The sequence below is a fragment of the Streptomyces sp. NPDC127106 genome, assembly GCF_042677605.1.
GTDB lineage: Bacteria > Actinomycetota > Actinomycetes > Streptomycetales > Streptomycetaceae > Streptomyces.
In genome coordinates, this window is the sequence record NZ_JBHXTC010000003.1 from 265,889 (window position 1) to 288,479 (window position 22,591).

General features: G+C 72.1%; 14 protein-coding genes and 1 pseudogene. 6 read left to right on the forward strand and 9 right to left on the reverse strand.

The window, feature by feature from the left end:
• On the reverse strand, nucleotides 1–1,377 hold a 1,377-nt coding region (locus ACFVGY_RS05600), incomplete at its 3' end, for a M16 family metallopeptidase (protein WP_385671430.1).
• 260 nt (nucleotides 1,378–1,637) lie between these two features.
• Between ACFVGY_RS05600 and ACFVGY_RS05605 the strand changes: the two genes are divergently transcribed.
• A complete protein-coding gene (locus ACFVGY_RS05605; RefSeq protein ID WP_385671433.1) occupies nucleotides 1,638–4,094 on the forward strand; it encodes a DNA topoisomerase (ATP-hydrolyzing) subunit A in 2,457 nt (818 codons plus the stop codon).
• A gap of 99 nt (nucleotides 4,095–4,193) precedes the next feature.
• Nucleotides 4,194–6,350, forward strand: coding sequence for a restriction endonuclease (locus ACFVGY_RS05610; RefSeq protein ID WP_385671436.1), 2,157 nt, complete (start codon nucleotides 4,194–4,196; stop codon nucleotides 6,348–6,350).
• A 17-nt stretch (nucleotides 6,351–6,367) separates the two neighbouring features.
• On the opposite strand, the gene ACFVGY_RS05615 is transcribed toward ACFVGY_RS05610, so the two are convergent.
• Nucleotides 6,368–7,699, reverse strand: coding sequence for a CobW family GTP-binding protein (locus ACFVGY_RS05615; RefSeq protein WP_385671439.1), 1,332 nt, complete (start codon nucleotides 7,697–7,699; stop codon nucleotides 6,368–6,370).
• A gap of 14 nt (nucleotides 7,700–7,713) precedes the next feature.
• The gene (locus ACFVGY_RS05620) at nucleotides 7,714–8,865 is read right to left on the reverse strand and encodes a citrate synthase (protein ID WP_385671442.1); all 1,152 of its coding nucleotides are present in this window, start codon (nucleotides 8,863–8,865) and stop codon (nucleotides 7,714–7,716) included.
• Nucleotides 8,866–8,935: 70 nt separating this feature from the next.
• On the opposite strand from ACFVGY_RS05620, the gene ACFVGY_RS05625 reads away from it, so the two are divergent.
• Nucleotides 8,936–10,216 (forward strand): citrate synthase, encoded by a 1,281-nt coding sequence (locus ACFVGY_RS05625; protein WP_385671445.1) that lies wholly within the window; start codon nucleotides 8,936–8,938, stop codon nucleotides 10,214–10,216.
• Nucleotides 10,217–10,303: 87 nt separating this feature from the next.
• Here ACFVGY_RS05625 and ACFVGY_RS05630 read toward each other — a convergent pair whose 3' ends face one another.
• Nucleotides 10,304–11,515: an IS110 family transposase gene (locus tag ACFVGY_RS05630; RefSeq protein ID WP_385671448.1), complete on the reverse strand. Its 1,212-nt coding sequence runs from the start codon at nucleotides 11,513–11,515 to the stop codon at nucleotides 10,304–10,306.
• Between the two features lie 367 nt (nucleotides 11,516–11,882).
• On the opposite strand from ACFVGY_RS05630, the gene ACFVGY_RS05635 reads away from it, so the two are divergent.
• Nucleotides 11,883–13,484, forward strand: coding sequence for an ATP-binding protein (locus ACFVGY_RS05635; RefSeq protein ID WP_385671451.1), 1,602 nt, complete (start codon nucleotides 11,883–11,885; stop codon nucleotides 13,482–13,484).
• Nucleotides 13,481–14,179, forward strand: a complete 699-nt coding sequence (locus tag ACFVGY_RS05640; RefSeq protein WP_385671454.1) for a response regulator — start codon at nucleotides 13,481–13,483, stop codon at nucleotides 14,177–14,179. The genes ACFVGY_RS05635 and ACFVGY_RS05640 overlap by 4 nt, the downstream gene beginning before the upstream one ends.
• Before the next feature lie 44 nt (nucleotides 14,180–14,223).
• On the opposite strand, the gene ACFVGY_RS05645 is transcribed toward ACFVGY_RS05640, so the two are convergent.
• The 3 genes from ACFVGY_RS05645 to ACFVGY_RS05655 all read right to left on the reverse strand — a co-directional run bounded on the left by ACFVGY_RS05645 (nucleotide 14,224) and on the right by ACFVGY_RS05655 (nucleotide 18,672).
• Nucleotides 14,224–15,816: a cation acetate symporter gene (locus ACFVGY_RS05645; protein ID WP_385671457.1), complete on the reverse strand. Its 1,593-nt coding sequence runs from the start codon at nucleotides 15,814–15,816 to the stop codon at nucleotides 14,224–14,226.
• The gene (locus ACFVGY_RS05650; RefSeq protein WP_385671460.1) at nucleotides 15,813–16,319 is read right to left on the reverse strand and encodes a DUF485 domain-containing protein; all 507 of its coding nucleotides are present in this window, start codon (nucleotides 16,317–16,319) and stop codon (nucleotides 15,813–15,815) included. Before ACFVGY_RS05650 ends, ACFVGY_RS05645 begins: the two co-directional genes overlap by 4 nt.
• Before the next feature lie 232 nt (nucleotides 16,320–16,551).
• Nucleotides 16,552–18,672: a type IIA DNA topoisomerase subunit B gene (locus ACFVGY_RS05655; protein WP_385671463.1), complete on the reverse strand. Its 2,121-nt coding sequence runs from the start codon at nucleotides 18,670–18,672 to the stop codon at nucleotides 16,552–16,554.
• Nucleotides 18,673–19,130: 458 nt separating this feature from the next.
• Here ACFVGY_RS05655 and ACFVGY_RS05660 point away from each other — a divergent pair, with 458 nt between their 5' ends.
• Nucleotides 19,131–19,364: a hypothetical protein gene (locus ACFVGY_RS05660; protein ID WP_114054552.1), complete on the forward strand. Its 234-nt coding sequence runs from the start codon at nucleotides 19,131–19,133 to the stop codon at nucleotides 19,362–19,364.
• A 370-nt stretch (nucleotides 19,365–19,734) separates the two neighbouring features.
• On the opposite strand, the pseudogene ACFVGY_RS05665 reads toward ACFVGY_RS05660, so the two are convergent.
• Together ACFVGY_RS05665 and ACFVGY_RS05670 are read right to left on the reverse strand one after the other, a co-directional pair.
• Nucleotides 19,735–20,535, reverse strand: a pseudogene (locus ACFVGY_RS05665) (S1 family peptidase); the annotation flags it as partial.
• A 130-nt stretch (nucleotides 20,536–20,665) separates the two neighbouring features.
• Nucleotides 20,666–22,243, reverse strand: coding sequence for an RNA polymerase sigma factor (locus tag ACFVGY_RS05670; protein ID WP_385671466.1), 1,578 nt, complete (start codon nucleotides 22,241–22,243; stop codon nucleotides 20,666–20,668).
• Nucleotides 22,244–22,591 lie beyond the last annotated feature (348 nt).

Sequence of the window (22,591 nt, forward strand, 5' to 3'; positions counted from 1 at the left end):
CGCCGGTGACGCCCCCTCCCCCCCCCCCTCGAACGCGTTCTCGGACGCGTCGGACTCGACGGCGCGGGCGGCCCCCTCGGCCGCGAGGGGCTCGTACACCAGCACCGCACGGTTGTCGGGGCGCAGTCGGGCCGCGGCCACGGCCTGCACCTCCTCGGCGGTGATGTCGAGGAGCCGCTGGACGGCGGTCAGCGCCAGCTGCGGGTCGCCGAACAGCACCGTGAAGCGGCACAGTTCGTCGGCCCGGCCGGCCACCGTGCCCAGCCGGTCCAGCCACTCGCGCTCCAGCTGGGCCTGCGCGCGCTCCATCTCCTCGGCGGTCGGGCCCTCGGCGGCGAACCGCGCGAGCTCCTCGTCCACGGCGGCCTCGATGGCGGGCACCTCGACGCCGCTGGAGGTCTTCACGTCCAGCCAGCCCAGGGAGGGGGCGCCGGCCAGGCGGAGCATGCCGAAGCCCGCCGCGACGGCCGTCTGGTCGCGGCGCACCAGGCGGTTATGCAGGCGGGAGGACTCGCCGCCGCCCAGGACGGTCAGGGCCACGTCCGCGGCGTCGCACGCGCGGGTGCCGTCGTGCGGGAGCCGGTAGGCGGCCATCAGCGCGCGGGCGGGGACGTCCTCGACGATCTCCTCGCGGAGCTCGCCGCCCATGGTGTCCGGCAGCGTGCCGTCGCGCGGCGGCTGCTTGCCGTCGTGGGCGGGGATGGTGCCGAAGTACTTCTCGATCCAGGCGAGCGTCTGGGCGGGGTCGATGTCGCCGACGACCGACAGCACCGCGTTGTTGGGCGCGTAGTAGGTGCGGAAGAACGTGCGGGCGTCCTCCAGCGAGGCCGCGTCCAGGTCGGCCATCGAGCCGATCGGGGTGTGGTGGTACGGGTGGGGCTCGGGGTAGGCGAGTGCGGTGAGCCGCTCGAACGCCGTGCCGTAGGGGACGTTGTCGTAGCGCTGGCGGCGCTCGTTCTTGACGACGTCGCGCTGGTTCTCCATGGACTCGTCGTCCAGGGCGGCCAGCAGCGAGCCCATCCGGTCCGCCTCCAGCCACAGGGCGAGCTCGAGCTCGTGGGCCGGCATGGTCTCGAAGTAGTTGGTGCGCTCGAAGCTCGTCGTGCCGTTCAGGGAACCGCCCGCGCCCTGGACCATCTCGAAGTGGCCGTTGCCGGATACGCTCGCGGAGCCCTGGAACATCAGGTGCTCGAAGAGGTGAGCCAGACCGGTGCGTCCCTTGACTTCGTGCCGCGAGCCGACGTCGTACCAGAGGCAGACCGCGGCGACCGGTGTCAGGTGATCCTCGGACAGCACCACGCGCAGGCCGTTGGCCAGCCGGTGTTCCGTCGCTGTCAGGCCGCCGGAGCCGGCCTGGGCTGTGGCCGTGTGACCCATGGGCATGTGGTCCCTTCGATCGCGATGCAGAGAATTCCGTCAGACCTGCCACTGTATGCAAGCGCGCCGGGGACCGGAGAAGTTCCCGGCGCACGCCTGGGTCGGAGTCGGGCCTGTCGGTGCCTCGGGACACAATGGTCGCGACGACCCACGTCAGCCCCTGTCACCAGACCCGCCCGATCCACCCGACGCACCAGACCCGTCCGACCCAGCCAGACCCCCAGCACACCATTCTTTCTTGGTTAAGGAGCCGCGCAGCGATGGCCCGCCGCAGCACGAAGACCCCGCCGCCGGAGGAGTTCGAGGAGAACATCCTCGACATCGACGTCGTCGACGAAATGCAGGGCTCCTTCCTCGAGTACGCGTACTCGGTGATCTACTCCCGTGCCCTGCCCGACGCCCGGGACGGCATGAAGCCGGTACACCGGCGCATCGTCTACCAGATGAACGAGATGGGCCTGCGCCCCGACCGCGGCTACGTGAAGTGCGCCCGCGTCGTCGGCGAGGTCATGGGCAAGCTGCACCCGCACGGCGACGCGTCGATCTACGACGCCCTCGTGCGCATGGCCCAGCCCTTCTCCATGCGGCTCCCCCTGGTCGACGGCCACGGCAACTTCGGCTCGCTCGGCAACGACGACCCGCCGGCCGCCATGCGCTACACCGAGTGCCGCATGGCGGACGCCACCTCGCTGATGACGGAGTCGATCGACGAGGACACCGTCGACTTCACCGCCAACTACGACGGCCAGGAGCGGGAGCCGGTCGCACTGCCCGCCGCGTACCCGAACCTGCTGGTCAACGGCGCCTCCGGGATCGCGGTCGGCATGGCGACCAACATGCCCCCGCACAACCTGGGCGAGGTCATCGCCGCCGCCCGCCACCTGATCCGCTACCCGCACGCGGACCTGGAGGCGCTGATGCGCTTCGTGCCGGGTCCGGACCTGCCCACCGGCGGCAAGATCGTGGGCCTGGCGGGGATCAAGGACGCGTACGAGAAGGGCCGCGGCACCTTCAAGATCCGCGCGACGGTGTCGGTGGAGGACGTCTCCGCGCGCCGCAAGGGCCTGGTCGTCACCGAACTGCCCTTCACCGTCGGCCCCGAGAAGGTCGTCGCGAAGATCAAGGACCTGGTCGGCTCGAAGAAGCTCCAGGGCATCGCCGACGTCAAGGACCTCACCGACCGCGCCCACGGCCTGCGCCTGGTCATCGAGATCAAGAACGGCTTCCACCCGGAGGCCGTCCTGGAGCAGCTCTACAAGCTGACGCCGATGGAGGAGTCCTTCGGCATCAACAACGTCGCCCTGGTCGACGGCCAGCCGCTGACGCTGGGCCTGAAGGAGCTGCTGGAGGTCTACCTCGACCACCGCTTCGAGGTCGTGCGCCGGCGCAGCGAGTTCCGCCGCGGCAAGCGCCGCGACCGGCTGCACCTGGTCGAGGGCCTGCTGGTGGCCCTCCTCGACATCGACGAGGTCATCCGGCTCATCCGGGACAGCGACAACTCGGCCCAGGCCAAGGAGCGGCTCATGGAGCGCTTCTCGCTGAGCGAGGTCCAGACCCAGTACATCCTGGACACCCCGCTGCGCCGCCTGACCCGCTTCGACCGCATCGAGCTGGAGTCCGAGCGCGACCGCCTGACCGCCGAGATCGAGGAGCTGACCCGGATCCTGGAGTCCGACGCCGAGCTGCGCAAGCTGGTCTCCGGGGAACTGGCCGCGGTCGCGAAGAAGTTCGGCACCGAGCGGCGCACGGTCCTGCTGGAGTCGGCGGGCGCCTCGGTCGCGGCGGTCCCGCTGGAGGTCGCGGACGACCCGTGCCGCGTCCTGCTGTCCTCGACGGGCCTGCTGGCGCGGACGGCCACCGCCGACCCGGTGGTCGCGGAGGAGGGCGCCGCCCGTTCCAAGCACGACCTGATCGTCTCGCAGGTGGCGGCCACGGCCCGCGGCGACGTCGGGGCGGTCACCTCCCACGGGCGGCTGCTGCGCCTGTCGGTGATCGACCTGCCGCAGCTGCCGGACACGCACGCCGCGCCGAACCTGGCGGGCGGGGCCCCGCTGGCGGAGTTCCTCTCGGGGCTGGCACCCGACGAGAAGGTGGTCTGCCTGACCACGCTGGACGAATCCGCGCAGGGCCTGGCGCTCGGCACCGAGCAGGGCGTGGTCAAGCGGGTCGTGCCCGACTACCCGGCCAACAAGGACGAGCTGGAGGTCATCACCCTCAAGGAGGGCGACCGCATCGTCGGCGCGGTCGAGCTGCGCACCGGCGAGGAGGACCTGGTCTTCATCACCGACGACGCCCAGCTGCTGCGCTACCCGGCGAGCCAGGTGCGCCCGCAGGGCCGCCCGGCCGGCGGCATGGCGGGCATCAAGCTCTCCGCCGGCGCCAAGGTGATCCACTTCTCGGCGGTGGACCCGTCGCGGGACGCCCTGGTGCTCACGGTGGCCGGCTCGCACGACACGTTGGACGGATCGGTCCAGTCCGGGAAGCTGACAGCGTTCGACCAGTTCCCGCGCAAGGGCCGCGCCACCGGCGGCGTCCGCTGCCAGCGGTTCCTGAAGGGCGAGGAGCTGCTGACGCTGGCCTGGGCGGGCAACGCCCCGGCCCGGGCCGCGACCGCCAACGGGGCTCCGGCCGAACTGCCGGCCGTGGACCCGCGCCGCGACGGCTCGGGGACCGTGCTGCCCGCGGCCGTCGCCGTACTGGCGGGTGCCGCGCTGTAGGACGTACGAGGGCGTCCGGGTGGTACGACCGAGGGGACGTACCACCCGAATGCCGACTAGTGTTTCCCCCTCGGTGTTGGTGGGGGGAGTACACAGCTGATGAGTCGTCGGTCGGGCGGATTGATCGGGACCTGGGCCGAGGCCCAGCGCCGACAGCAGCAGACGCAGCTGATCCAGCAGCGGGAGGCGGAGCGCCGACAGCGGGCCCACGAACGCGAGGCGAACCGGAGCCACCGCCAGTACCGCGAGGCCGAGGCCCAGCGGCGTACCGCACAGCTCGACGCCGAGGTCGCCGCCCTCAAAGGCCTGCTGGTCGCGGGCTGCCGGGCCCCGGCGTTCCGGACGGCCTCCCTGATCCGGTCCGAACAGCTGGAGCCGTTCAACCCCGGGACGCTGGCGCAGCCGGTGCCGCTGCCCCGCATCGAGGACTTCCAGCACCGGAGCAGCGGCTGGACGCTCGGCTCGAACCACCGGGCACAGGCGGAGCGGGAGGCCCACGCCCGGTACACCCAGGCCTGGCAGGCCGCGAACGCCGCGGAGGCACAGCGGCAGCAGCAACTGGCGGCGTACCGGCAGCAGTACGACCGGTGGGCGGCGGAGCAGCTCGCCGGGGTACGGGCGCACAACAGCGGGCTCACCGAGTTGGCCGCCGCCCTGCGCTCGGGCGATGCCGGGGCGGCCGTCGAGTACTTCTCGGCGGCCCTCTACGCCTCGACGGCCTGGCCCGAGGCGCTGCCGAGGCAGGTGGCGGCCGCGTACGACCCCGCCGCGCGCCAGCTGGTGCTGGACTGGGAGCTGCCCGGGTACGCGGTGGTGCCGGAGGCCAGGGCGGTGCAGTACCTGCCGAGCACGGACCAGGACAAGGTGAAGCCCCGCCCGGTCACGGAGCGGCGGGCGCTGTACCGGGACCTGCTGGCGCAGTGCATGCTGCTGGTGGTGCGCGAGCTGTACGCGGCGGACGAGTTCGGCGTACTGGACTCCGTCGTGGTCAACGGCTTCGTGGACTGCCACGATCCGGCGACGGGGCAGGAGGCGCGGTTCGTGCTCGCCACGGTGCCCGCGGCGCGCAGCGCTTTCGCGGGGCTGCGGCTGGAGCAGGTCAGCGCGGTGGATTGCCTGGTGTCGGGGTTGGGCGGGCAGCTGTCGGCGCGGCCCGACCAGCTGACGGCGGTGCGCCCCGGGCGCCGGCCCGACGAGGTGGGCGGAGGTGTCGTCAGCCACGGCGGGCACGCGGACGGCGAGGACGAGCCGGATCTTTTCGCGATGGACCCGATCGACTTCGAGAACCTGGTCGCGGAGCTGTTCCGGGCGATGGGCATGGAGGCGGTGACCACGCAGCGGTCGGGTGACGGCGGCGTGGACGTGGAGGCGCTGGACCCGGCACCGATCCGGGGCGGGCGGATCGTGGTGCAGGTCAAGCGCTACCGGAATACGGTGCCGCCGACGGCCGTGCGCGATCTGTACGGCACGGTCCAGGACAAGGGGGCGAACAAGGGGGTGCTGGTCACCACCGCGTCCTTCGGGCCAGGGTCGTACACCTTTGCCAACGGCAAGCCGCTGGAACTGGTTCCCGGGACCGCCCTGGTGGACCTCCTGCACCAGCACGGGCTGCGGGGGCGCCTCGGCCCGGCCGACGGCTCCGCGGCCGGTGCCCCGGGCCGACGGGCAGCGGCGGGTGCCCCGGGCCGACGGGCAGCGGCGGGTGCCCCGGGCCGACGGGCAGCGGCCGGGCCCGCGCCCGGGAACACCGCCGGCACCGATTCCGCTGGCCCCGACCACAACGTGCTGGGCATGTCCTGGGCCGGCCAGGTCGCGCTGGACGTGTGCGCACTGGTCTGCCAGGGCGGCCGGGTGCTGAGCGAGGACCACTTCGTCTTCTACAACAACCCGCGGACCCCGGACGGCTCGGTACGGGCCCGCGCGCACGCAGCACCGGACAAGGCCGCGCTGGAGGTCTCCTTCGACGCGCTGCCGCAGCGGGCGGACCGGCTGGTCCTGGTCGCCGCGGTGGACCCGGAAGCCGATCCGCACGCCGACCTGGCCGGTTTCACCGATGCCCGGGTCCGGCTGCTGTCCGCCGACGGCACGGAGCTCGGCCGGCTGGACGTCTCCGACGGCCGGCCGGGCGAAACGGCCCTGGTCCTGGGCTCGTTCCGGCGCCGTGCCAACGGCGACTGGGACTTCGTGGCGGGCGGCAAGGGGTACCGCGGCGGCCTGGCGGACCTCCTCGGCGACCACGGCGTCGAGGTCGCCTGAGAGGGCCCGCGAGGCGCTCAGACCTCCGCGGGCCGCGAGGCCCCGAACCCCGGTTCGTGCTCCGCCCCCGGTTCGTGCTCCGCGCCGTGTCCGGTCCCCTCCGGATCCCCGACGGGGTCCTCGATCCCGTCCTCGGCCGCCCCGGCCGCGTACTCGTCCCCGGCCGCGTACTCGTCCCCGGCCCCGTCCGCGTCCCCGTGCTCGTCCTCGGTCCGCGGGGGTCGCGCGACGTACCGCAGCACACCCCACATGGCCTCAGGGCCCGCGTCCTGCGGCGACGGCTCGCGGCAGGACTCCAGCCCGCGCAGCAGGGCGGCGCCGTCGGTGCCGGCCCCGATCAGGACGAGCCGGGTCAGCCGCGGCTCGTCCCGGCCCCAGGGGCCGGGGGCGAAGCGGAGGAACCGGCCGACCGCATGCACCTCGTAGCGCTCCTCGTGGCCGGGGACGCCGAAGTGGACGAAGCCCTTGATCCGGTAGAGACCGGCGGGGCGGCTGTCGAGGAAGTCGATGAACCGGCGCGGGCTCAGGGCCTGCTCGGACACGAACTCCGTGCTCTCGTACAGCGTGTGGGCGTGGCCGCAGTGGCCCCCCGCGCACCCGCCGTGGTCCGTGCCACCGGAGCCGCCGGAGCCACTGGTGCCGCCGGAGCTCGCGGCGTCGCCGTGTCCGGCGTCCCGCGCCTCGGCGATGAGGTCCTCGAAGGACAGCTGGCCCCGGGTTTCCGTCCACGGACGGCGGTCGAAGAGCAGCTCCGGGTCGATGCGGCCGTGGTCTGCGGCGACGACGGGGGCGCCCGGGCACAGGTCGGCCAGCTCGGCCTCGATCCGGGCGCGCTCCGCCTCGTCGACCCGGTCGGTCTTGTTGAGCACCACCAGGTCCGCGGCCGCGAGGTGGCGGTCGGTCTCCGGATGGCGGGACCGGGTCCCGTCGAACTCGGCCGCGTCGACGACCTCCACCAGACCGCCGTACCGGATCGCCGGGTTCTCGCTGGCCACCAGCATCCGGATCATCTCCTGGGGCTCGGCCAGCCCGCTCGCCTCGATGACGATCACATCGATGCGGTGGACGGGTGCGGAGAGCTTCTCCAGGTACGCGTCGAGCTCGCTGCCGTCGACGGCGCAGCACAGGCAGCCGCCGCCTAGCGAGACCATCGAATCGCCGACCTGGCCGGCCACCGACATCGCGTCGATCTCGATCGACCCGAAGTCGTTGACGACGACGCCGATCCGGGTGCCGCCGCGGTTGGCCAGGAGGTGGTTGAGCAGGGTCGTCTTGCCGGATCCCAGGAATCCGGCGAGGACGACGACGGGGATGGGCGTGACGGACCGGTCGGGCTGGCTGCTGTTCACCAGGCCGATCGTACTCAGACCGGCAGCGGAACCGGCTGGGGCGGCGGCGGCCCGACGTAGCGGGCGGCCGGACGGATGATTTTCGAGTCGGCGGCCTGTTCCAGGACGTTCGCGCTCCACCCGACCACGCGGGCCGCGCAGAACGTCGGGGTGAACATCTCGCGCGGCAGCCCGCACAGCTCCATCACCACGCCCGCGTAGAACTCGACGTTCGTGTGGAGCTCCCGGCCCGGCTTGAGTTCGGCGAGGATCGCCTCCACCTGCCGCTCGACCTCCACGGCGAAGTCCACGAGCGGCCCGCCGAACCGGAGGGCGATGCCGCGCAGCATCCGCGAGCGCGGGTCCTCGGTGCGGTACACCGGGTGGCCGAAGCCCATGATCCGGTCCCCGGCGAGCACCCGCCCGCGGATCCAGGGGTCGATGCGGTCGACCGACCCGATGGCGTCCAGGGTGTCCAGGGCCCGGCTGGGGGCGCCGCCGTGCAGCGGCCCGGAGAGCGCGCCGATCGCACCGGTGAGGCAGGCGGCGACGTCGGCACCGGTGGAGGCGACCACGCGGGCGGTGAAGGTCGAGGCGTTGAAGCCGTGGTCGACGGTGGAGATCAGGTACTGCTCGACCGCCCGTGCCCTGACCGGGTCCGGCTCCCGGCCCGTGAGCATGTACAGGTAGTTCGCGGCGTACGACAGGTCATCGCGCGGCTCGACCGGTTCCAGCCCCTGCCCGAGCCGGTGCAGGGCCGTGAGCAGGGTCGGTACAGCGGCGCACGCGGCCAGCGCGTCCGCGGCCCGCCGGTCGGGGGCGAGGTCGTAGACGGGCCGGAAGCCGGCGGAGGCACCCAGCAGGGAGAGCGCGGTCCGCAGTCCGGCGAGCGGGCCGGAGAGCGCGGTGGCCCGGGCGAGGGCGGGCAGGGCGTCGCGCACCTCGGCGGGCAGCCGGCGCAGCGGGGCGACCTCGGCGGCGAAGGCGGTCTGCTGGGCGGCGTCCGCCGGCAGGGCGCCGCGGAACATCAGGTGCCACACGTCTTCGAAGGTGCGGTGCTCGGCGAGCGCGACGGCCGAGTACTGGCGGTAGTGGTAGAAGCCCTCGCGACCCCGGACGTCACCGAGACCGGTCTCGGTGACCACGACGCCCGCGAGTCCGCGGGGCACATCAACTGTCATATCCATGGCTCGACCATCCATGATGGATTGAATCCTTGTCAATATTGATTGAATCAATATGTATAGGCTGACCGTCATGGACGATCAGGCGCACGGCGAACGACGGCTCACCACCCGGCAGGCGGCGGAGCTGCTCGGGGTGAAGCCCGCGACCGTGTACGCGTACGTCAGCCGCGGCCAGCTCACCAGCCGCCGCGACGCCGTAGGCCGCGGCAGCACCTTCGACGCGGCCGAGGTGGCGGCCCTGGCGCGGCGCAGCCGGCGCGAGGCTGCGACACCTGCGGGCGGGGAGCTGTCGGTTCGGACCTCGCTCACGCTCATCGAGCCCGACCGGTACTGGTTCCGCGGCGTGGACGCCGTCGACCTCGCCTCGCGGTACTGCTACGAGGAGGTCGCGGAGTGGCTCTGGACGGGGGCCCTGCCGCGCGGGACCCGCTTCACGGCTCCGGGCGGGCAGCTCGCGGCCGCCCGGCAGGCCGTGGCCGCGCTGCCCGAGCACGCCGGGCCGATCGACCGGCTGCGGGTGGCCACCGCTGCGGCAGCGGTGGCGGACCCGCTGCGCTTCGACCTCTCGGCCGAGGCGGTGCTCGGCTCCGCCCGCTGCCTGATCCCGACGCTGGTGGACGCCCTTCCGGTGGTCGGCCGGGATCCCGGCACCACGGCCGGCACGCGGGACGGCGAGCGGGACGGGGCTCTGGAGGGCGGGCTGCTGGCGGAGCGGCTGTGGCGCCGGCTGACCTCCCGGGAGCCGGAAGCAGCCGCCCTGAACGCCCTCGACCTGGCCCTGGCCCTGCTCATCGACCACGACCTGGCCGCCTCCACCCTGGCCGTACGGGTCGCCGCCTCGGCGCGGGCCCATCCGTACGCGGCGGTCTCGGCGGGACTGGGCGTGCTCGAAGGGCCGCTGCACGGCGCGGCCGGGCGGCTCGCCCACCGGACCCTCGCGGAGGTCCTGGAACGGGGCGCGGCCGCACCCGTCGTGGCCGACCACCTGCGGGCGGGGCGACACGTCCCCGGGCTCGGACACCGGCTGTACGAGGGTGAGGATCCCCGGGCCACCGCCCTGTTCGCCCGGCTGGAGGGCGTGTCGGCGGCCGGGCCGGCACTGGCGGCCGCCCGGGAGCTGGTCGCCACGACGGCGGCGCGGCAGAACGGATTGCACGCCAATGTGGACCTGGCCCTGGCCGTGCTGACCGTGTCCGGCGGCATGCCGCCGGAGGCCGGGGAGACCGTGTTCGCCGTGGCCCGGACCGCGGGCTGGATGGCGCACGCCCTGGAGGAGTACGAGGAGCGACCCCTGCGCATGCGGCCGTCCGGGCAGTACCAGGGCCCGCGCCCGCCGCAGCCGATGCCCTGACGGGGGCTGCGCCCGGGTCCCGGCGCCCGGGAGGCGGGGGGTGGGGGGCGGGGGGTTCCTCTATGTCTTTCGTCAAGCTTGAGCTGGTCATGCGGTGGCTGGTTCAGGACTGCGGGCTTCGTAGAAGGTTCCGTCGCGGAGCATGGCGAACAGGACGTTGATGCGCTGCCGGGCCAGGCGGAGGAGGGCCTGTGTGTGGGTCTTGCCGCGGGCTCGGCAGCGGTCGTAATAGGTGCGGGAGGCGTGGTCATGCAGGGCGGCGAACGCGGAGAGGAACATCGCGCGTTTGAGCTGCCGGTTTCCGCCTCTGGGTGCGTGTTCGCCGTGGATCGAGGTGCCCGACTGTCTGGTGGCGGGGGCGAGACCGGCGTAGGAGGCAAGGTGGGCGGCGGTGGGGAAGCTGGTGCCGTCTCCGACGGTGACCAGCAGGACGGCGGCGGTCCTGACGCCGACGCCGGGCAGCGACGTCAGGACCTGGGAAAGAGGGTGGGCCACCAGCAGTTCGTTGATCTGGGCTTCCAGGGCCCGGCGTTGTTCGCGGACTGCCGCGAGCGAGCGGGCCAAGGACGGTATGACCACGTCGAGGGTGCCGGTGCCCGGAACGACGACGGTCTGTTCATCGAGCGCGTCGAAGATGTCGTCGATGAGCCGGGCGGCCATCCGTGGGGCCCTCGGGCGGATCACCTCGACGAGTCGGCGGCGGCCGGCTTTCCGTAGGGCGGCTGGGGAGCCGTAGCGTTCCAGCAGCCAGGTGACGGCCTGGTGGTCCAAACGCGGCCCGAGGACGCGCTCCAGGCTGGGGTGGAACTGGGTGAGAAGGCCGCGTATCCGGTTGGAGGTGCGGGTGGCCTCAGCGGCGAGGTCTTGGTCGTCGAAGCCCACCAGAACAGTGAGCTCGGCGGTGATCTCGTCGGTCAGCTCCAGCGAGCGCAGGGTGTGCGGCATGGTGCGGGCGGCGTCCGCGATCACGGCCGCGTCTTTCGCGTCGGTCTTGGCCTCGCCGGGGTAGAGGTCGGCGATCCGTCGCATCGCGAGTCCGGGCAGGTAAGCGACCTGACAGCCCGAGTCGCGGGCGACGGTCAGCGGGAGGGCGCCGATAGAGGCGGGCTGGTCCACGACGACGAGGACGGTGCCGAACTTCGCGGCCAGCTTGTCGAACACGGCCCGCAGCTTCGGCTCGCTGTTGGGCAGCGGTTTGTCGAAGACCTTCTTCCCGGCCGGTGTCAGGCCGTGGCCGTGGTGTGTGCTCTTGCCGACGTCCAGGCCGAGGAAGACGCCCACGCCGCTGGTGTCGATCACGTGCCCCCACTTGCTCGATACCGGTGCTGGCCTGGGCGTCGGGGCCGTTCTCGCGCATCCACGTTATGCAGACCTGCCGCCCGCGAACGGCCGGGCATTGCGCCCGGCCAGGCGGTGGTCGGACCTCTCATCAGCGTCTCCGACGGCACCCCTCGGGCCCGGTGACACCACCCCCCAGGTCATCCGTTCGACAGGGGGCAACAGTCATGCCGGGCCCGGAGGCCAGCGGCCCTCTTGCAGGACCGCCAAAAACATAACGGGGCGGGGGCGGCAAGTGGGGTGGGCCACAGCCCGCGCCCGGCCCACGAGGAGCCATTCCACTTGTGCCGAAGCCGACCTACGGTTGCTGGTCATGCGGTTCCTCTCGATGAGCACTCGACGCTTCGGGCTGCCCCAACGGGCCGTCTCGCAGATCCTGCTCACCCAGCTGGCCATCGCCGCCGGCGTCGCCGTGCTGGCCACGGGGCTCTTCCTGGCCCCGCTCGGCGCCCAGCTCGACGACCAGGCCATGCGCCGCGCCCTGGCCATCGCCCAGAGCGCCGCCGCCGACCCGTCCCTGGCCGCCGGCCTGCTGGAGTCGGGGCCGGCCGCGGACGGCCCCGTGCAGGCGGCGGCCGAGCGGATCCGCCGGGCCACGGGCGCCGAGTACGTGGTCGTCCTGGACCTCGACGGGATCCGCCGCTCGCACCCCTCCCCCGACCGGATCGGCCTGCCCGTCTCCACCGACCCGAGCGACGCCCTCGCCGGCCGCGAGGTCATGGAGATCGACGACGGAACCCTCGGCCGCACCGCCCGCGGGAAGGTCCCGCTCGTCGCCGTCGACGGTGAGATCGTCGGCGCCGTCTCCGTCGGCATCGCCTACGACAGCGTCCGCGACCGGCTGCTCGGCGCCATCCCCGGCCTGCTGGCGTATGCGGGCGGAGCCCTGGCCGCGGGCGCCCTCGCCGCCTACCTGCTGTCCCGCCGGATCCAGCGCCAGACCCGCGGCCTGGCCTTCTCCGATATCGCCGGACTGCTCGCCGAACGCGAGGCCATGCTGCACTCCATCCGCGAAGGAGTGATCGCCCTCGACCGCGCCGGCCGGATCCGGCTGGTCAACGACGAGGCCGCCCGCCTGCTGGGCCTCGCGCCCGACGGCGCCGGCACGCTCGCCGGTAGCCCGCTCGACGAAGTGCTGGGCGAGGGCCGCACCGCCGACGTCCTGACCGGCCGTGTCACGGGCCGGGACCTGCTCACCGTCCAGGGCTCCCGCGTCCTCGTCGCCAACCGGATGCCCACCGAGGACGGGGGAGCCGTAGCCACCCTGCGCGACCGCACCGAGCTGGAGCACCTGCGCCGCGAGCTCGACTCCACCCAGGGCCTGATCGACGCCCTCCGCGCACAGGACCACGAGCACGCCAATCGCCTCCACACCCTCCTCGGCCTGCTGGAGCTCGGCCTGCACGAGGAGGCGGTGGACTTCGTGGCCGAGGTCGTCGGCGGCCACCGCAGCACCGCCGAACAGGTCACCGAGAAGGTCCGCGACCCCCTGCTGGCCGCCCTTCTGGTGGGCAAGGCGACCGTCGCGGCCGAGCGGGGCGTCCCCCTGCGCCTCGCCGACACGACGTTCCTCCCGGACCGCCTCGTCGACCCCGGCGGCCTCGTCACCATCACCGGCAACCTCGTGGACAACGCCCTGGACGCGGCGGCCGGTTCGGCCGCGCCCCTGGTGGAGGTCGAGCTGCGCTGCGAAGGCCGTACGGCGATCCTCCTCGTACGCGATAGCGGACCCGGCGTCCCGGCCGCCCGCCGCGAGGAGATCTTCACCGAGGGCTGGTCGACCAAACAGCCCGCGGCCCACCGCGAACGCGGCCTGGGGCTGGCCCTGGTACGCCGCCTCGCGGAGCGGCAGGGCGGCACGGCCCGGGCCGGCGAAGCAGCGGACGGAGGGGCGGAGTTCTCCGTCGTACTCCCGGAGGCCCTGAGATGAGCGAGTCCCCGATCCACGTATTGGTCGTCGACGACGACATGCGTGTTGCCCGTATCAACGCGGCGTACGTGGCGAAGGTTCCCGGTTTCCGCGTCACGGCCCTGGTCCATTCGGCGGCCGATGCGCTGGACTTCCTCGCCTCCCGCCCGGTGGACCTGGTCCTCCTGGACCACTACCTCCCGGACGGCAGCGGCCTGGACCTGGTCCGGCGGCTGCGCCAGCTCGGCCACCGCACCGACGTGATCATGGTCACGGCCGCGCGCGATCTGGCCACCGTGCAGGCCGCCATGCGCCTCGGCGCCCTCCAGTACCTCGTCAAGCCGTTCACCTTCGCCGGCCTGCGGACCCGGCTGGAGGCGTACGGGACCCTGCGCCGCACCCTGGAGACCGGCGGCGAGGCCGAACAGGCCGAGGTGGACCGGCTCTTCGGTGCCCTGGCCGCGGCAGGCTCCCCCAACGAGCTGCCCAAGGGGCACTCCCCCACCACCGCGGAACTGGTCCGCCGCGTCCTCCGCTCCGCCGAAGGCCCCTTGTCGACGCAGCAGATCGCCGACCGTGCCGGCATCAGCCGCCAGACCGCCCAGCGCTACCTCAAACTCCTGGACCGCACGGGCCGGGTCACCCTGGCTCTGCGCTACGGCGAGACGGGCCGTCCGGAACACCTCTACTCCTGGCTGCCGGCCGACGGCGCGTAATCCCTCCGGCGCCCCGCCCGTCCGCCGCCGGCCCCGCGAGGCCCTCAGACGGCCCCCGCCCCGGTCAGGGCGCGGACCTCCGTCTCCGCGTGCCGGGCCGCGTCGGCCTCCTCGGCGGAGGTGACCGTGCCCGCCCAGCCGGCCAGGAATCCCAGCGGAATGGAGACCAGGCCCGGGTTCTGCAGTGGGAAGAGTTGGAAGTCCACCCCCGGGAAGAGGGAGTCCGGGCTGCCGGAGACCACCGGCGAGAGGACCACCAGCAGCACCGCCGGGACCAGTCCGCCGTACACCGACCAGACGGCGCCGCGCGTGGTGAAGCCGCGCCAGAACAGCGAGTACAGCAGCACGGGCAGGTTCGCCGAGGCCGCCACCGCGAAGGCGAGCCCGACCAGGAACGCCACGTTCAGGTCCTGGGCCAGCAGTCCGAGGGCGATCGCCACGGCCCCGATCCCGACGGCCGCGGCCTTGGCCACCGCGACCTCGCTGCGCTGCCGCGCGTGGCGGCGCTTGAGCGAGGCGTACAGGTCGTGGGCGACCGAGGCCGAGGAGGCGAGCGTGATCCCGGCGACCACGGCCAGGATGGTGGCGAAGGCGATCGCCGCCACGAGCGCGAACAACACCGCGCCCCCAGTGGACTCGGCCCCGCCGCCCAGGTACGCCGCGAGCAGCGGCACCGCCGTGTTCCCGGAGGCGTTGGAGGCCCGCACCTCGTCCGGGCCCACCAGCGCGGCCGCCCCGAAGCCGAGCACGATGGTCATCAGGTAGAAGCCGCCGATCAGGGCGATCGCCCACACCACCGAGCGGCGGGCCGCCCGCGCGGTCGGCACCGTGTAGAAGCGCGACAGGATGTGCGGGAGCCCGGCCGTGCCGAGGACCAGAGCCAGGCCGAGGCTCATGAAGTCGAAGCGGGCGGTCCAGTCACCACCGTACTTGAGCCCCGGGCCGAGGAACCGCAGCCCGTGCCCGCTGCGTTCGGCGGCACTCGCCAGCAGCAGGTCGACGTTCCCGTGGAAGCGGATCATCACGAGCACGGTGAGGGTGACGGCCCCGCCCATGAGCAGGACGGCCTTCACGATCTGGATCCAGGTGGTGGCGCGCATTCCGCCGAAGGACACGTACACCACCATGAGCGCCCCGACCGCGATGACGGTCAGCGTCCGGGTGGTGGTGCCCGAGTCCCCGAGCAGCAGCCCCACGAGGCTGCCCGCGCCGACCATCTGCGCGACGAGGTAGAGCACCGAGACGGTGACCGAGGAGGTACCGGCGGCGATCCGGACGGGCCGCTCGCGCATCCGCGCGGCGACGACGTCGGCGAGGGTGAAGCGCCCGCAGTTGCGGACCAGTTCGGCGACCAGGAACAGGACGACGAGCCAGGCGACGAGGAAGCCCACCGAGTACAGCAGGCCGTCGTAGCCGAACAGGGCGATGAGGCCGGAGATGCCGAGGAAGGAAGCGGCGGACATGTAGTCGCCGGCGATGGCGAAACCGTTCTCCATCGGGGAGAACAGCCGCCCGCCCGCATAGAACTCCTCGGCCGAGCCGTGCCGGTTGCGGCTGACCCAGGTGGTGATGCCCAGGGTGACCGCGATGAAGAGGCTGAACAGGAGCAGCGCGAGGGTCTGGTGCTCGGTGGTCACCGGCCGGCCTCCCGGGTCCGGTTCCGGGCACGCGCCTGGTCCCGGTTCTGTTCGAAGACCGTCCAGCGCAGGTCCAGCGCGGCCCGGTCCCTGCGCCTGCGCGCGTGTCGGGCGTACGCCCACGTCAGCAGGAAGGTGCTGAGGAACTGTCCGAGACCGGCCAGCAGGGCCACGTTGACCGCGCCGACGACGGGCCGGGCCATGAGGCCGGGCGCTGCCGTTGCCGCGACCACGTAGGCGACGTACCAGAGGAGGAATCCGGCGGTAGCCGGGACGACGAAGCTCCGGTAGCGGCTGCGGACCTCCTGGAAGGCAGCGCTGCGCTGCACGTCCAGGTAGATGCTGTCGGACGCCGCGGGCGCGAGCCCGCCGGCGCCTGCGGGCTGCTGGGGCGGTGTGTCGTCGTATCCGCCTTCGCCCTCGCCCCAGCCGACGGCGAGCGCGTCGTACCAGGGGTCGTCGAGCCGGATCGTTCCGGCGTCGGGACCTTCGTGCTTGTCCACCGAACTCTCCTTGTCCGCTGCCGCATCGGCGGCACGGCCACAAGGATGAGCGGAATGGGCGGTTTCCGGACTGGTGTACCGGTGCTCTTCACTCCAACAGGTGACGCACCGGGCATTCCGGGGCGCCGGAGGGCGGAGGGGGTGTTCCGGCGCCGCGTCGGAAGCCGACGGGGCGGCGGCCGCACCCCGGGTACGGTGCGGCCGCCGCCCCGAGCGGTCGGGCGTGGTGCGATCAGGCGTCGATGCGCGAGCGGTCCAGGGTCGCGGCGGAGCTGGTGATGAACTCCTTGCGCGGGGCCACCTCGTTGCCCATCAGCAGGTCGAAGACCTGCTCGGCCGCCTCCAGGTCGCCGATGTTGATCCGGCGCAGGGTGCGGTGGCGGGGGTCCATGGTGGTTTCGGCCAGCTGGTCCGCGTCCATCTCGCCCAGGCCCTTGTAGCGCTGGATCGATTCCTTGTAGCGGATGTTCTTCCTCTGGAATTCCAGCAGGGTCTGTCGAAGTTCGTTGTCGGAATACGTGTACACGTACTTGTCCTGGCCCTTCTTGGGCTGGACGAGTTCGATCCGGTGCAGCGGCGGAACGGCCGCGAAGACCCGGCCCGCCTCGACCATCGGCCGCATGTACCGCTGGAAGAGCGTCAGCAGCAGGCAGCGGATGTGCGCGCCGTCCACATCGGCGTCGACGAGCAGGACGATCTTCCCGTACCGCGCGGCGTCGATGTCGAAGGTCCGGCCCGAACCGGCCCCTATGACCTGGATGATCGCGCCGCACTCCGCGTTCTTCAGCATGTCCGAGACCGACGACTTCTGGACGTTCAGAATCTTGCCGCGGATCGGCAGCAGCGCCTGGAATTCGGAATTGCGGGCCAGCTTGGCGGTGCCCAGGGCGGAGTCTCCCTCGACGATGAAGAGCTCGCTGCGCTCGACGTCGTCGCTGCGGCAGTCGGCCAGCTTGGCGGGAAGCGAAGACGTCTCCAGCGCCGTCTTCCGCCGCTGCGCCTCCTTGTGCTGACGGGCTGCGATACGGGTCCGGGCCGCCGCGACGATCTTCTCCATCACGGCGCGCGCCTGCTGCTTGTCGTCGCGCTTCGTGGAGGTCAGGAAGGCCTTGAGCTCCTTGGAGACGACGGCGGCGACGATCCTGGTCGCCGCCGAGGTGCCCAGCACCTCCTTGGTCTGGCCCTCGAACTGCGGCTCGGCCAGCCGGACGGTGACGACCGCGGTCATGCCCTCCATGGCGTCGTCCTTGACGACGTCGTCCTCGGCGACGCGCAGCAGCTTCGCCGACCGCAGCACCTCGTTCACGGTCTTGGTGACCGAGCGCTCGAAGCCGGTGACGTGGGTGCCGCCCTTGGGCGTGGCGATGATGTTGACGAAGGACTTGACCCCGGTCTCGTAGCCGGTGCCCCAGCGCAGGGCGATGTCCACGCCCAGCTCGCGGGTGACCTCGGTGGGGGTCATGTGGCCGCGCTCGTCGAGGACCGGGACGGTCTCCTTGAAGGTGCCCTGGCCGGTCAGGCGCAGCACGTCACAGACGGCCTTGTCCTGGGCGAGGTACTCGCAGAACTCGCTGATGCCGCCGTCGAAGCGGAAGACCTCCTCGGTCTTGCCGGCGCCGTCTATGCCGCGCTCGTCGCGGACGATGATCGTCAGGCCGGGGACGAGGAAGGCGGTCTGGCGGGCGCGCTGGTGGAGCGTCTCCAGGGAGAGCCGGGCGTCCTTGAGGAAGATCTGCCGGTCGGCCCAGTAGCGGACCCGGGTGCCGGTCTTGCCCTTGGCGATCCGCTTGATCTTGCGCAGGCCGTTGGCCGGGTCGAACGGGCTGTCCGGCCCCTGCTCGGTGAAGACGCCGGGGACGCCGCGGCGGAAGCTGATCGCGTGCGTGGAGCTGCCGCGGTCGACCTCGACGTCGAGGCGGGAGGAGAGCGCGTTGACCACGGAGGCGCCGACGCCGTGCAGACCGCCGGAGGCCGCGTACGAGCCCCCGCCGAACTTGCCGCCGGCGTGCAGCTTGGTCATGACGACCTCGACGCCGGACAGCCCGGTCTTGGGCTCGACGTCGACGGGGATGCCGCGCCCGTTGTCACGGACCTCGACGGAGGCGTCGTCGTGGAGGACCACCTCGATGTGGTCGCAGTAGCCGCCCAGGGCCTCGTCGACGGCGTTGTCGATGATCTCCCACAGGCAGTGCATGAGACCGCGGCTGTCGGTGGACCCGATGTACATACCGGGGCGCTTGCGGACGGCCTCGAGGCCTTCGAGGACGAGCAGGTGCCGCGCGGTGTAGTTGGAGCCGTCCCGGTCTGCTCCGGACAGCAGCGCGCTGGAAGGCACGGACGTGTCGGCGGTCACGCAGTTCGCTCCTCGCTGAATTTCTCTTCTGGCCCGTCGGGGCGCAGGGTGGCTCGGTTGCCCGTCGAAGGGTACCGAGGCCTGGTAGAGCCGATGCAACGCCACCCTCGCCCAGGATCAGCGTAGTGCAGATACGCACGGGTGTTCGATCCCCCGGGGGGGTGAAGCAAACATCACGTTCCCTTCCAGGCATGAACCATTTAGGGTTCGGGCACGTCCTCATGAACAACCGGCACTCGCGCCGGGGAGGACGAACTGCGACAGACGAACTGCGACAAGCGAACGACTGACAACGCGAAACCGTAAAGCAACGCAATACGGCTCCTTCGCCGCCAACCGGCAGCAGCCGGCCAGCTTCGGAAGGAAGTTTCGAGGTAAAGCCGCGAGCGGGAACGTTTTCGGCCTGGTTGGATGTTGACCCTGGTACGACAGCTCGTCGAGCTGAGAGAAGAGGCGACGTGACTACTGTTCTGACACCCGCGACCCCGCTGACGGCCGCTGACCGATGCGACCGTTGCGGCGCCCAGGCATATCTGCGCGTCGTCCTGCTGAGCGGTGGTGAACTGCTCTTCTGCGCCCACCACGGACGTAAGTTCGAGCCGGAACTCAAGAAGATCGCCGCGGAAATACAGGATGAGACCGAGCGGCTGACGTCCGCTCCGGCGGCACACGCCGACACCGAGGACCGCTGACACGGCCTGTACCTCACATCCGACGAGCCAGGACCGGCCGGGCCGGTCGACGGGCGGCACTTCTGAGATCCAGAAGTGCCGCCCGTCCTCACATTCGCGGTCCTTCCGGCGTCACGGGCGCCCCGTGATGCCCGTGACGTCCCTTGCGCTCGTGACGCTTGTGGCCGAAAACAGCCGCCGAGAGGACCGCCGGCGCTCCCGCCGGGGCCGTTGAGGCCACAGCGGCGCGTGAAGATGCATCCCGCGCTCCCCCCAGATGCCCCGTGAGAGCGCTTGCAGCCGGTGTGTAGCGCCTTGCGCTCCCCCACGCGGTATCCTGGTCCACCGCGCGCTGCCGGCCCGTCTCGGAGGCCGTCACGAAGCCGGCGAAGGCCGCGATACGCGTGTAGACGCCCGGGCTGTCGGCCCGGCCGCAGCCACGCCCCCAGGACACCACGCCGATGAGCCGCCCCTGCGCGACGAGCGGACCGCCGCTGTCGCCCTGGCAGGCGTCCCTGCCCCCGCTGCGGTGGCCCGCACAGACCATCGATTCCGGCCGGTACTGACCGTCCGCGTCCCCCGGGTAGGCGCGCAGGCACGCCTCGTCCGCCAGCACCGTCAGCCGCGCGGCCCGCAGCCCGTACGCGTAGTCGCCGAACCCGCTCGTGTCGCCCCAGCCGTAGACGACGGCCTCACTGCCCTCGGCGTAGCCGGAATGCCCCTCCTCGGCCAGCGGGAGCACCGAGCCTGCGGGTACCGCTTCGTCGAGTTCCAGGACCGCCAGGTCCCCGGTGTTGCTGTGCGGGTCGTAGTCCGGGTTCACCCGGGCCGCTCGCACGGTGATCTCCCTGCCCTCGGCGGCCCGCAGCTGCGTGCGCCCGGTGATCACCCGGAGGTCGGGTACGCCGTCGACGGGGCCGCCGAGCACCTCGCGGCTCAGGCAGTGGGCCGCGGTGACGACCCGGGTCGGGCTCACGAGGGCGCCGCCGCAGAACTGACCGGCCCGGATACCTCCGAACCGGTCACGGCTGGCCAGCGCCACCACCCAGGGGCTGTCGGCCACCTTCACCGGCCTGCCGCCGATCACCACACTGTCCGCGGCCGCCTGGGGCGCGCGGGCCAGCGGCGCCGCGGCCGCCCCCGCCGCCAGGGCCAGCGCCCCCGCCAGAGCACGGGAAAAGGGTCGACGCATCGGGCCTCCTGACTCTGAGTGTGGATGACTCCACCCAGAGTGGGATGCCCGGTGGCCGTGCGCACCCGCGCAGCCACCGCCAACCGCTCCGCCGGCCCCACCGGGCGGGACCGGCGGGGCCGGGTGCAGGTCAGTCCAGGTAGTCGCGGAGCACCTGGGAGCGGGACGGGTGGCGCAGCTTCGACATCGTCTTCGACTCGATCTGGCGGATGCGCTCGCGCGTGACGCCGTAGACCTTGCCGATCTCGTCGAGGGTCTTGGGCTGGCCGTCGGTGAGGCCGAAGCGCATGGAGACGACGCCCGCCTCGCGCTCACTGAGGGTGTCGAGCACCGAGTGCAGCTGCTCCTGCAGGAGCGTGAAGCTGACCGCATCGGCCGGGACGACCGCCTCGGAGTCCTCGATGAGGTCACCGAACTCGCTGTCGCCGTCCTCACCGAGCGGCGTGTGCAGGGAGATCGGCTCGCGGCCGTACTTCTGGACCTCGATGACCTTCTCGGGGGTCATGTCGAGTTCCTTGGCCAGCTCCTCCGGGGTGGGCTCGCGGCCCAGGTCCTGGAGCATCTGCCGCTGCACGCGGGCGAGCTTGTTGATCACCTCGACCATGTGGACGGGGATGCGGATCGTGCGGGCCTGGTCGGCCATGGCCCGGGTGATCGCCTGCCGGATCCACCAGGTCGCGTAGGTGGAGAACTTGTAGCCCTTGGTGTAGTCGAACTTCTCCACCGCGCGGATCAGGCCCAGGTTGCCCTCCTGGATGAGGTCCAGGAAGAGCATGCCGCGGCCCGTGTAGCGCTTGGCGAGGGAGACCACGAGGCGGAGGTTGGCCTCCAGCAGGTGGTTCTTGGCCCGGCGGCCGTCCTCGGCGATGATCTCCAGCTCGCGCTTGAGCTTGGGCGCCAGCTTGTCCGAGCTGGCCAGCTTGTCCTCGGCGAACAGGCCGGCCTCGATCCGCTTGGCGAGCTCGACTTCCTGCTCGGCGTTGAGGAGCGGGACCTTGCCGATCTGCTTGAGGTAGTCCTTGACCGGGTCGGCGGTGGCGCCGGCCACGGCGACCTGCTGGGCCGGGGCGTCGTCCTCGTCGTCGGAGATGACGAAGCCCTTGCTCTCGCCGCTGTCCTCCTCCTCTTCGACCTCGCCCTTGACCTCGCCGGGGCCCTCTTCGAGGAGGTCCTCCTCGACGATCTCGTCGGTGTCCTTCTTCGCCGTCGTCTTCTTCGCGGCCGTCTTCTTGGCGGCGGGCGCGGCCTTCTTGGCCGCCGTCTTCTTCGCCGCCGTCTTCTTGGCCGCCGCCTTCTTCGCGGCGGGCTCGGCTGCGGGCTCCTGCGCCAGCGCGTCGGCGGGCTCCGGGTCCGCCGTTTCGGCCGCCGGTGCCGTGGTGGCGGGGGTCCGCGCAGCCGTCGTCTGCGTCGCGGCGGTCTTCGTGGCCGTCCGCTTGGCCGGGGTCTTCGCTGCGACGCTCTTGCGGGTGGTGCGCTTGGGCGACTCCGCGGCACTGACCATCAGCGTCACACCCTCTTCCTCGAGGATCTGGTTGAGGCTGCGCAGAACATTCTTCCACTGGGTCGCAGGAATCTGGTCAGCCTCGAAGGCCCGACGCACGTCATCGCCGGCGATCTGCCCCTCGGCCTTGCCCCGCTCGATGAGCGCCATCACAGACTCGGAATCGGCGATTTCCGGCGGGAGCGTACGGGATGTGCTGGCCGACACGAACAACCTCTCGGAACGATGGGAACGGCTTCCGACCCCGGCCGGGTGGTGCTGGACCGGAGCCGACGACCACCGACTGGGGATGGGCCGGGGGCGCGGGCAGGGGCCGGGGAGCTGCACAGCACCCGCAAGGGCTGCTGTCTTCCCTCCGTCGGCCATCACCTCTCTAGGTCATCGCTTGACTTCGCAGAGCGTTACGCCCCAATCTTCGTGGCCCAAGTCACAACGCGGGGCCCAAGAGGGCGCCTGGGAGGACATACGGGCAGGTCAGGCGGGGTCTGCGGGCTACAGGGGCGCGGTCGCAAAACGGCCGGAAAGGGCCCGCTGGGGGCCGGATCCGCGCGCCGC